The sequence below is a fragment of the Deferrisoma sp. genome (assembly GCF_054681715.1).
Map to the genome: position 1 here is coordinate 1 of NZ_BAAHFQ010000114.1, position 9,481 is coordinate 9,481.

13 protein-coding genes are annotated in these 9,481 nt (G+C 71.2%); 6 read left to right on the plus strand and 7 right to left on the minus strand.

Annotated elements, in window-relative coordinates:
* The 4 genes from rph to ACY0I8_RS13520 all read left to right on the plus strand — a co-directional run.
* The coding region (rph, locus tag ACY0I8_RS13505; RefSeq protein ID WP_461395171.1) for a ribonuclease PH at positions 1 to 589 on the plus strand (589 nt) is incomplete at its 5' end.
* The gene (locus ACY0I8_RS13510) at positions 586 to 1,188 is read left to right on the plus strand and encodes an XTP/dITP diphosphatase (protein WP_461395172.1); all 603 of its coding nucleotides are present in this window, start codon (positions 586 to 588) and stop codon (positions 1,186 to 1,188) included. The genes rph and ACY0I8_RS13510, both read left to right, overlap by 4 nt.
* Complete coding sequence (locus tag ACY0I8_RS13515; protein ID WP_461395173.1) at positions 1,185 to 1,607, plus strand: hypothetical protein; 423 nt, start codon at positions 1,185 to 1,187, stop codon at positions 1,605 to 1,607. The genes ACY0I8_RS13510 and ACY0I8_RS13515 overlap by 4 nt, the downstream gene beginning before the upstream one ends.
* A 172-nt stretch (positions 1,608 to 1,779) precedes the next feature.
* Positions 1,780 to 2,223: a retropepsin-like aspartic protease family protein gene (locus tag ACY0I8_RS13520; RefSeq protein ID WP_461395174.1), complete on the plus strand. Its 444-nt coding sequence runs from the start codon at positions 1,780 to 1,782 to the stop codon at positions 2,221 to 2,223.
* Here the strand turns inward: ACY0I8_RS13520 and ACY0I8_RS13525 are convergent.
* From ACY0I8_RS13525 to ACY0I8_RS13535, 3 genes are all read right to left on the minus strand, one after another.
* Positions 2,207 to 3,025 carry a lysophospholipid acyltransferase family protein gene (locus tag ACY0I8_RS13525; RefSeq protein ID WP_461395175.1) on the minus strand — a complete coding sequence of 273 codons (819 nt, stop codon included), beginning with the start codon at positions 3,023 to 3,025 and terminating at the stop codon, positions 2,207 to 2,209. The genes ACY0I8_RS13520 and ACY0I8_RS13525 overlap by 17 nt on opposite strands.
* Before the next feature lie 66 nt (positions 3,026 to 3,091).
* A complete protein-coding gene (locus ACY0I8_RS13530; RefSeq protein ID WP_459940085.1) occupies positions 3,092 to 3,292 on the minus strand; it encodes a cold-shock protein in 201 nt (66 codons plus the stop codon).
* A 268-nt stretch (positions 3,293 to 3,560) separates the two neighbouring features.
* Entirely contained in the window at positions 3,561 to 4,595 is a 1,035-nt protein-coding gene (locus ACY0I8_RS13535) for a TIGR04283 family arsenosugar biosynthesis glycosyltransferase (protein ID WP_461395176.1), read from the minus strand.
* Between the two features lie 55 nt (positions 4,596 to 4,650).
* On the opposite strand from ACY0I8_RS13535, the gene ACY0I8_RS13540 reads away from it, so the two are divergent.
* Positions 4,651 to 5,241, plus strand: coding sequence for a DNA-J related domain-containing protein (locus tag ACY0I8_RS13540; RefSeq protein WP_461395177.1), 591 nt, complete (start codon positions 4,651 to 4,653; stop codon positions 5,239 to 5,241).
* 118 nt (positions 5,242 to 5,359) lie between these two features.
* Here the strand turns inward: ACY0I8_RS13540 and ACY0I8_RS13545 are convergent, their stop codons facing one another.
* Genes ACY0I8_RS13545 through ACY0I8_RS13560 form a run of 4 tightly spaced genes read right to left on the minus strand, consistent with a single transcriptional unit; the run spans position 5,360 to position 8,093 of the window.
* Entirely contained in the window at positions 5,360 to 5,884 is a 525-nt protein-coding gene (locus ACY0I8_RS13545) for a gamma carbonic anhydrase family protein (protein ID WP_459940082.1), read from the minus strand.
* Positions 5,885 to 5,893: 9 nt separating this feature from the next.
* Positions 5,894 to 7,399, minus strand: coding sequence for a multiheme c-type cytochrome (locus ACY0I8_RS13550; protein WP_461395178.1), 1,506 nt, complete (start codon positions 7,397 to 7,399; stop codon positions 5,894 to 5,896).
* On the minus strand, positions 7,396 to 7,770 hold the full coding sequence (locus tag ACY0I8_RS13555) for a DUF134 domain-containing protein (RefSeq protein WP_461395179.1): 375 nt from the start codon (positions 7,768 to 7,770) through the stop codon (positions 7,396 to 7,398). Before ACY0I8_RS13555 ends, ACY0I8_RS13550 begins: the two co-directional genes overlap by 4 nt.
* Positions 7,707 to 8,093, minus strand: a complete 387-nt coding sequence (locus ACY0I8_RS13560) for a NifB/NifX family molybdenum-iron cluster-binding protein (protein WP_461395180.1) — start codon at positions 8,091 to 8,093, stop codon at positions 7,707 to 7,709. The genes ACY0I8_RS13555 and ACY0I8_RS13560 overlap by 64 nt, the downstream gene beginning before the upstream one ends.
* Positions 8,094 to 8,253: 160 nt before the next feature.
* On the opposite strand from ACY0I8_RS13560, the gene ACY0I8_RS13565 reads away from it, so the two are divergent.
* A complete protein-coding gene (locus ACY0I8_RS13565) occupies positions 8,254 to 8,928 on the plus strand; it encodes a DUF554 domain-containing protein (protein WP_461395181.1) in 675 nt (224 codons plus the stop codon).
* Positions 8,929 to 9,481 lie beyond the last annotated feature (553 nt).

Sequence of the window (9,481 nt, forward strand, 5' to 3'; positions counted from 1 at the left end):
CGGGGTGCCGGCGTTCCTGAAGGGCACGGGCCGGGGGTGGGTCACGGCCGAGTACGGCATGCTGCCCCGGGCCACCGAGACCCGCACCCCCCGCGAGGCGAGCCGGGGCCGGCAGGGGGGCCGCACCCTGGAGATCCAGCGATTGATCGGCCGGTCGCTCCGGGCCGTGACCGATCTCGACTCCATGGGCGAGCGCACGGTCTGGATCGACTGCGATGTGCTCCAGGCCGACGGGGGCACCCGCACGGCCTCGATCACCGGGGCCTACGTGGCCCTGGCCGACGCGCTCCGGACCCTGGTGGAGCGAAACGTGGTGAGCCGGCCGCCCCTGACCGACGCCGTGGCCGCCGTGAGCGTGGGGCTGGTGGGCGGCCGGGCCCTCCTGGATCTCGATTACCGGGAGGACTCCTCGGCCGACCTCGACATGAACCTGGTCATGACCGGCCGGGGGGAGTTCGTGGAGGTCCAGGCCACCGGGGAGGAACGGCCGTTCTCCCGGGAGCGGCTGATGGAGCTCCTGGACCTCGGCTGGAAGGGGATCGAGCGGCTCCTGGAGATCCAGCGAGAGGCCTTGGAGGCCGGCCGGTGAGGCTCTTGGTCGCCACGGGGAACGCCGGAAAGCTCCGGGAGTTCCGGCAGATGCTCGAGCCCTTGGGGTTCGAGGTTCTGGGCCTCGGGGACCTGCCCGACCGCCCCGCGCTGCCGGAAGACGGGGACACGTTCCTGGAGAACGCCCGGGCCAAGGCCTGGCCCCTGGCCCGGCGCCTCGGCATCCCCGTGCTCGCCGACGACTCGGGCCTCGCCGTGGACGCCCTGGGCGGGGCCCCCGGCGTGCGCTCGGCCCGGTTCGCCGGCCCCGGGGCCACCGACGCCCAGAACAACGCCAGGCTCCTTGCCGAACTTCGGGAGGTGCCCGACCCCGAGCGCACCGCGGCCTTCGTGTGCGCCCTGGTGCTCGCGCTCCCGGACCTGGGGGAGGTGGCGGCCGAGGGCCGGGTGGCCGGCCGGATCCTCCGGGAGCCCCGGGGCGCCGGCGGGTTCGGATACGACCCCCTGTTCCTGGTGGAGAGCCTCGGCCGCACCGCGGCCGAACTCGAGCCCGAGGTCAAGAACCGGGTGAGCCACCGGGGCCGGGCCCTCCGGCTCCTCCTGCCGGTGCTCCGGGCCCTGGGCCGGGGAGAGCTATGACCCGGCGCCGGCCGGCGAGCTTCGCGCTGCTCTTCTACTACGCGGTGTTGCTCGCCTCCACGGCCGCGGCCCACGGCTCGCCCTACCCCCTCTTTTTCTGGGTTCTCCGGGGGACCCCGGCACGGGTCGCCGTGGTTCTCGACTGCCTGGTGCTCGTGCACATCGTGGTGGGGGTGGCCAAGGCCCAGCGGCTCACCTGGTGGATCCTCCTCGGCTACAACGCCCTGCAGCTTGCGAGCGCGGCCGTGGGGTTCTGGGCCTGGCCCATGGAGGAACTCGCGACCGCGTTCGGCCTCGACGAGGGCGCGGCCGCGCTCCGCTCGGTGCTCCTCGTCTCGGCCCTCGCCATGGCCGTGGCCACGGCCTACGCCTGGCGTCTCCGGGAGGCGTTTTGGGACGAGAACCCGTACCTCTTCTGAACGCAAGCGGAGGCCAACCTTCCGAAGAGGCAAGCCACCGCCGGAGGAGCGGGGTTAGAGAGGGAGCGGCGTCCCCGCCGCGATCCGGGCCGAAGGCCCGAAACCGACGGGGCCCCGCTTCCGGGAGATGGCCTTCCGGATTTCCAGCCTTTTCCGCTTCTGGGAGGAAGCCATGGGCCTCCGCACCGCCGCCTTAGTGCTTCTGGGGCTTTTTCTTCTGGCCGGCCAGGCCCTCGCCGCGACGGTGCAACTGGAGGCCCACGGCGGGGCGCTCGTGGCCGAGGTCACCCTGAACGGCCGGTTCACCGGCCGGTTCCTCGTGGACACCGGCGCCACCTACTGCGTCGTCACCGCCGAGGTGGCCCGCAAGGCCAAGATCCGGGGCCGCATCGGGGGCGACAAGGTCCGACTCGCCACGGCCAACGGCGTGATCGAGGCCCGCCTCGGGGAGGCCCGCAAGGTGGAGGTGGGCGAGGCCGCGGCCCGGGACGTGCCCGTGGCCGTGGTCGAAGACGACCCGGTCCCCGGCCTCGACGGCATCCTGGGCCTCAGCTTCCTCGGCCGGTTCCGCTACACGGTGGACGCCGAACCGGGCGTGCTCATCCTGGACGAGTAGCCCGGTCGGCCTCCACCACCGGCACCCCCCACTCGGTGAGGGTCTCTCGCAGGAAGGCCACGCAGGCCGCGTGGGCCTCGGTGCCCCGGGGGCCGGGGGCCAGGGGGTCGCCGAACCGGAACCGCACGGGGAGGTTCGGCCGGACCGGGCCGAAGTCCTTGAACCGCCGGCCGGTGCCCCAAGCATCGGTCCGAAGCGCCACCGGCACCAGGGGCACCCCGGAGCGGGCGGCGAGTTTCGCCCCGATGGTGTTGAACCGGTCGAGCCGTAGGGCATCCGACCGGGTGGTCTGGGGGAACACCACGATCGACATGCCCCGCCCCAACCGATCGCGCCCCTCCTCGAGAACCCGCACAAGATCCTCCCGGGGATTTTTGCGGCCCACGGCGATGGGGTCGCGGCTTGCGAGGATCGGGCCGAACCAGGGGTAGCGAAGGAGCGTGTCCTTCACCACGAAGGTGACGGGCTTGACCGGCTGGATGAGGGCCGGGAGCACGAAGGTCTCCAGGGTGCTCATGTGGTTCGCCACGAACACGGCCGGTCCCTCAAACCGCCGGAGCACCCCCATGCCCTCGATGGTGATCCGCACGCCGACCCACTCCAGGGCCCGCACGATGTCCTCGCTCGACCTGGCCCACCGGGCCCCGTCGTAGACGCCCCGGCCCACCTCCCAGCGCGACCGGGCCACGATCCAGAGCACCCGGGCGTAGAAGGGAAGTTCCTTCCTCGGGAGGAGGCGCGGCAGCCACCCCGCCCGGCGGTCGGGGGGCGTGGTGTAGGTGTCGTGATCGGCGAACGGCATGACCCTCACGCAAAAGGAGCGAGCCCGGGGGCTCGCTCCTTTTTTCGGTTCCGTCGAGAGAAGGGATCAGACGACGCGCACGTTGGCGGCCTGGGGGCCCTTCTGCCCGTCGACCACCTCGAACTCCACCTGCTGCCCCTCCTGCAGGGTCTTGAAGCCCTGCATCTGGATCGCGCTGAAGTGCACGAAGACGTCGGGCCCGTTCTCCTGCGCGATGAACCCGTAGCCCTTCTGGTCGTTGAACCACTTTACCGTACCGACTGCCATGTTCCTGCCTCCTTCAAGGCGTTTGGGTGCCCACGGCACCCGTGGTGAAAACTGCGTGGGAGAAACAACGCCCGGAGGGAGGAACCGCATCCGGTACTGCTTCTGCCCAGCGCGCCCAATCGTTCGCGGCGCAAGGGGCGCCTGCAAAAAACCGGAAGGGGCGCTGGCCTCTTCCGGTTCGATCCGCTCGCACTGGCGGGCCGGGACGGATGAGGCACGGTCCCCGACCGTTTGTTAGCGAGCACAGTACCCTAGGTTTCAAACGCTGTCAACGCCTAAAACACCGTCCATGGGCCCAGAGCGCGTAAAACGCCCCGGCCGTGAGAAGGGCGGCGGCCGCCGCGGCCGGGCGGCTCTCGAACACCCCGGCCCACCGGTCGAACCGCCGGGTCCAGGGGAAGGGGCCCTCCCCGGGCGGATGGCCCGCCCGGCGGTTCCGGCGGCAGTCGAGGGCGAACCCGACCTGCCAGGCGTTTCGGGCCACGAACCGCCCCGCGGCGAGCCAGCGCCGGAGAAACGCGCCCCACCCGCCGGCCCGGCCCTCGGCGTGGAGGGCCGCGAGAAACGGCGCGAGCCGAAGCCGCCGGGCCTCCCCCTGCTCCCGGTAGAGCGCGGGGGCCCGGGCCAGGAACCCCTCGAGCCCCAGATCGTCGGCCGCCAGGATGAGCGCGTTCAGGGCCTGGCGGGCCTCGAGGCCCTCGGCCTCGAATCGCCGGGCCGAGGTCTCGAGGGTACCGGGCAGGAGCACCCACCGGCCGGTCTCGAACACCCGCCGGACCAGGCGCTCGTCCTCCAGGAACGGGAGGGCCTCGTCGAATCCCCCGAGCTCCCGGAAGTAGTCGGCCCGGATCCAGATCCCCTGGTCCCCGTGGATCGTGCCCGGCCGGTTCGTGCGGGTCTTGGCCTCGTAAAAGTAGTAGGCCCCTTCCCGCCCGGGCCCCCGGTCCCGGAACCGGATCCCGAAGTGGCCCGCCACCCGGCCGCCCTGGGACCCCAAGGCGGCCCGGGCCCGGACCAGGGTCCGGGGATCGGGGAGCCGGGTGTCGGCGTGGAGGAAGAGGAGATCCCGGGCCCGGGCCGCCCGGGCGCCGGCGTTCATCTGGCGGCCCCGGCCCGGGGGGGCCGGGACCACCCGGGCCCCGGCCCGCCGGGCGACCTCGGGGGTACCGTCGCGGCTTCCGCCGTCGGCCACGACGACCTCGAGCCCGATGCCCTCCTGCCGGCCGAGGTCGGCGAGGAGCCCGGGGAGCTCGTGGGCCTCGTTTCGGGCGGGGACGACCACCGAGAGATCGGGCTCACCCACCCGGCGCCCCCCGGCCGGTTGGCCCCGCGAGCCCCCGATGGTACCTTGACCGGCCATGGACCGGGCCTTCTTCCGCTCCCTCGACCCCGAACTCCGGCGGCTCTACGGGGTGCTCCGGGACCACCCGGAGGGCCTTCGGGAGTACGACCTCCTGGAACGGCTCCGGGGCGACGGGCCGCTCCGGGGGCTCACGGCGCTCGAGCTCTTCCGGGTCCACTTCCTTCTCTTCCATCACCTCTACCGGCTCCGCCGGGCCCTGGAGCGGGCCAGCCGGGGGAGCCTCGAGATCCACGTCCTTCGCATCCGGCTCCTTCCCCTCCAGGCCGCGGCCCGGAACCCGGCGGGGCTTCCCGCCGCGCCGGATCCCCTGGAAACGTACTACCTCGACCTCACCCACCTCGCCCGCACCGGCGAGGAGGACGTTCGGGAGATGCTGCGCTGGTTCTGGAAGCAGTTTCGCGTCTACCACCGAGGCGAGGAGGCCCTGGCCGCCCTGGGCCTCGGACCCCAGGCGGGCCCGGCCGAGGTGCGCCGCCGGTTCCGGGCCCTCGCCCGGGAGCACCACCCGGACGCCGGCGGCGACCCCGAGCGGTTCCGGGAGATCACCCGGGCCATGGCGGTGCTGCGGGAACTTGGTCGCGCGTAGCAGCCTGCGGCAAGCGCGGCCCCGGGAAAACCTTACCACGGTCCTTACGGGGCCGGGCAAAACAGAAGGAACCTGCCTTGAAGCCCCGGCGGGGACGGGTCGTCCGCGCGATCCCCGGTCAGCCAATCCGGCGGAACCCGTGCCGGTACCTCTCGGCAAGGTCGACGTATAGGTTCTTCCCGTACGACCAAAACTCTCGATGCCGGTCAAGCACCCGCCCGATCACCCGAGCCGGGTTCCCTCCCACAATGGTTTCCGGTTCGACCCGGGTGCCGTTGGGGACGACAGCTCCCTCCGCAACGATCGCCCACGTGCCGACCTCGACGCCGAACGAGAGGATGGCCCCGATCCCGATCACGCAGTTCTCGCCCAACAAGGGGCAATGGACCTTCGCCCCATGGCCCACGGTCACCCTCCCCACCATGTGACAGGTGTGGTCGGGGTTGATGTGAACCACGGCCCCCTCCTCCACGGCGGATTCCGCGCCCACGACGATGGTTCCGTAGTCGGCGCGGAGTATCGCACCGTGGCCCACGTACACCCGCGGCCCGATGCGAACGTCTCCCACCACGATTGCGGTTTCGCTCACGAAGGCCGACGGGTCCACCGAGGGCCGTCGGCCCTCGAACTCGAAAAGCGCCATCGTTTCGTCCTACTTCTCGGGATCCTGCCCTTTCCGGGATTCCAGGAAGTTCAACCAGTCCCACATCTGGGCCAGGTTCTTCTGGAGGTACCAGCGGCCGTTGGCGAACACGCCGTAATCGGCACCGGCCATGGCCGAGGCGAACCGGGTGGAGTTGGCGTAAAAGAGCCACTGCTCCACCCACATCCGCTCGATCGCCTCGTCGAAGGGGCTTGCGTCCTGGCCCGGGCCCTGGGCGAGACCTTTCTCCCACGCTTTCAGGAGCACCTTGGTGGCCTCCAGGGTCAGGGCGTTGGTGGTGGCCACGGTGTGGTCAAGCTTCTCGAAGTGGCCGCGCACCCACTGGCCGCTGTGGCACCCGGAACAAACGGCCTGCATCCGGGCAGTTCGGCGTGCCTGCTCGGCCTCGTCGATCAGAAACGCCGAGGCCGGCTCCCCGGTGAGTTCGGCCGGCAGGGGCAGCCCGGCGCGGTTTCGGATGCCCGTCGTGTCCCCGGACTTGGGATGGGCCGTCGCGTACACCAGGCCGAACAACCGATATTTCAGACGATCGGCCATCTCGTGGGTCCGCGGGGCCAGCACTTCGCCCCCGGGGGTGGTGACCAGGCTCGCGTGGCAGGTGGCGCAGGTGGGCGCCGTGAAATCCTCCCCCACCACCCAGGGCACGGCCTCGAAGTCCCAGAACCCCCGCGCCGACTGGTAAACGGCGTTGTGCTTGCTCACCTCGTAGACCTTGTAGGCCGGAACGTCCGGGCCCTTGTGGCACTGCTCGCACGCGTCGGGCTCCCGGGCCTCCTCGATGGAGAACCGGTGGCGGGTGTGGCACGAGGTGCACGCCCCCCGGGTGCCGTCGGGGTTCACCCGCCCCACCCCCTGGTTGGGCCAGCCCCGGAGCCGCGGAAACTCCATCTCCCCCATGGCCGTCTCCCGGGTCTCGGTGCCGTCCACCGTGACCCGGGTGCCGTGGCAGGCGAGGCACGAATCGGCGTTCGTGAGTTCGTCGGGCTCGCGGACGGCGAGGCCCTCCCCGTCGAAGCTCGTGGGCCCGTTCACGGCGGCCACGAGATGGGCGTAGAGCCCGTTGGCCATGAGGTTGTCGTGGGCGTTGGCCATGAGGTTCCGGCCGTACTCCTCGCGCTCCACCGGGTGACAGGTGGCACAGTCGGCCGGGGTAACCACGATGTGCACCTCGTAGCCGTTGTGCTCGAAGGTGTCGGCGTGGGCGTCGGGGTTCTGGGTATGGCACTCGGCGCACCCCACCACCACGTCCCGCAGCCGTTCGGGCACCTCGGCGGCCGACACCCGGCGCTCGAGTTCCGGGCGCCCAAGCCCCTCGGCCGGGGTCACGTGGCTGTGGCGGCTTCTTCGCCAATCGGCCACGATCCCGGGGGTGACCTCCTCGTGGCAGCCGATGCAGGTGTCGGTGTCGTCGCTCACGGGGGGATCCCCCGCCCATGCGCCCAAGGCCGCCAGCCCCACCCCCAGCGCCACCGCCGCCACGATCCCATGCCTCATCGCGCCTCTCCTTTCTGCGCTTCCCCGGCCGGGCCGATCACGAGGGCCTGCCCCTCCAGGATCGCCCGGGCCACCTTGCGCCGGGCCCCGGCCACGAGCCGCTGAACCGTTCCCCGCGACACGCCCATGCGCGCCGCGGCCTCCTCCTGGGTGAGGCCTTGCCCGTCGCAGAGGGCCAGCGCCTCAAATTCGTCGTCCCTGAGTACCACACGCGGGAGATTCCGCAAGGCGACGCCGGCCGGTTTGTACACCCGATCCCCGAGCCGCGCGGCGCATCCGCACCGGCGGGGTTTCCTCGGCCGGGGGCTCACCCGTGATGCCCGCAGCCGCCCCCGTGGCCGTGGCCGCCGCAGGTCCGGGCCGGGTCCCACTCGGGCAGGCGGCCGGCCTTCCAATGCTCCAGGTTCTCGGCCACAGTGCCGGGGAAGGCGGCGAACACCCGGATCCCGGCGCGGGAGAGCCCCGCAAGGGCCCCCTTGCCGATGCCGCCCACCACCACGGCGTCCACCGCGTGGCCGTCCAGTGCTTTGAGGGGGCTGCACCGGCCGTGCTCGTGCTGGAGATCCCGGTTCACCACCGCCGAGACCTCGGCCGTATCGGTGTCGACCACCACGAAGGCGGGGGCCGAACCGAAATGGCCGTACACCGTGCTGCCGAGTCCATCGGGTCGTTCCACGGGAAAGCAGATCTTCATCGTGATCCTCCGGGTTGGGGTTTTTGTGCATATGCACATTACGCCCCTATTTTCCGGTTGTCAACGGGGAATAGGGCCGGGCCTCCTGGACGTCGGCACAAAAACCCGCCATCATCCGCCGCTTCGGGAACGAGAGAGAACTCCAGCGGGAGGGAACACGATGACCGGAACCGTGGTAAACACCCTGGCCGTGGCGGCCGGCGGGGCGGCCGGCGCGATCGCGGGCCGGCGGGTCTCCGAGCGGTTTCAGGGGATTTTGATGCAGGCCCTGGGGCTTTCGGTGCTCCTGCTGGGGCTTCAGATGGCCCTTTCGGGGGAGAAGCCCCTATTGAGCGTGGGGTGCGTGATCGCCGGGGCCCTCACCGGCGAGGCGCTTCGGATCGAGCGGGCCCTGGAGCGGTTCGGCGGCGCGCTCCAGCGCCGGCTGCGGGCCGGGTCCGCCACCTTCGTGGAGGGGTTCGCGTCGGCCTCGATCCTCTTTTGCACCGGGGCCATGATGATCGTGGGCTCGATCCAGGACGGCACCGTGGGGGACCCGAGCACCCTCTACGTGAAGGCCATGCTCGACGGCGCGGCCTCGGTGGTGATGGCGTCGTCCCTGGGGGTGGGGGTAGCCTTCTCGGCCCTGTCGGTCCTCCTCACCCAGGGCGCCATCACCCTCCTGGCCGGCCACCTCGAGGCCCTCCAGCGGCCCGAGGTGCTCTCGGCCGTCACGGCCACCGGCGGGCTCCTGATCGCCGGAATCGGCCTCAACCTCCTAGGCGCCGCGAAGATCCGCACGGGGAACCTGATGCCGGCCGTGCTCTACGCCGCGGCCGCGGCCCTGTGGCTCTGACCCCCTCGGAACCAAAGCCGAAGAACCACGCCGCGACCCGCCCACCCTCCAAGTAACTTCGGCTAGGCGGCTGGGCTGCTCGGCAGCTAGGCGGCTAACAACATTCGGGATTCCGGCGTCATCGCGTGGGCCAACCCGTGGGAGCGGCTGCCGTATCAGGGGCCAGAATTTAGAAGTCAGAGGTCAGAGAACCCCCTGTCCTCTGTCGTCTGTCCACTGACTCCTGACACGGGACCGTCCCGGTGTCCGTGTTGGACACCGTGGGGCCCTGCGGCCCCCGCGTCGTGGGAAGACGCTGACGAGGCGAGTCAGCGTCCCGATGCCCCATCATCCCCGCCTGCCCCTTCCGCCACCTCCTCAAACCAAATCCCGCTGTCACGGATCGCCCTAATCGAGCCACCCATGATCGCCATAATGGAGCCAGTTGGGGGGTGCCATGATCGCCCTAATGGAGCCGGGTCATGATCGCCGTAATGGAGCCACGCGAACCGGCCTGCTCCGAGGGGTCTCGGTGGTGATGACCCTATCCCTTTCGTCGCCCGGGGGCAACGTC

Coding starts and splice junctions, on each gene's coding strand:
- ACY0I8_RS13515 (WP_461395173.1), top strand. CDS start 1,185: ATGACCCGGCGCCGGCCGGCGAGCTTCGCGCTGCTCTTCTACTACGCG.
- ACY0I8_RS13520 (WP_461395174.1), top strand. CDS start 1,780: ATGGGCCTCCGCACCGCCGCCTTAGTGCTTCTGGGGCTTTTTCTTCTG.
- ACY0I8_RS13525 (WP_461395175.1), bottom strand. CDS start 3,025: ATGCCGTTCGCCGATCACGACACCTACACCACGCCCCCCGACCGCCGG.
- ACY0I8_RS13530 (WP_459940085.1), bottom strand. CDS start 3,292: ATGGCAGTCGGTACGGTAAAGTGGTTCAACGACCAGAAGGGCTACGGG.
- ACY0I8_RS13540 (WP_461395177.1), top strand. CDS start 4,651: ATGGACCGGGCCTTCTTCCGCTCCCTCGACCCCGAACTCCGGCGGCTC.
- ACY0I8_RS13545 (WP_459940082.1), bottom strand. CDS start 5,884: ATGGCGCTTTTCGAGTTCGAGGGCCGACGGCCCTCGGTGGACCCGTCG.
- ACY0I8_RS13550 (WP_461395178.1), bottom strand. CDS start 7,399: ATGAGGCATGGGATCGTGGCGGCGGTGGCGCTGGGGGTGGGGCTGGCG.
- ACY0I8_RS13560 (WP_461395180.1), bottom strand. CDS start 8,093: ATGAAGATCTGCTTTCCCGTGGAACGACCCGATGGACTCGGCAGCACG.
- ACY0I8_RS13565 (WP_461395181.1), top strand. CDS start 8,254: ATGACCGGAACCGTGGTAAACACCCTGGCCGTGGCGGCCGGCGGGGCG.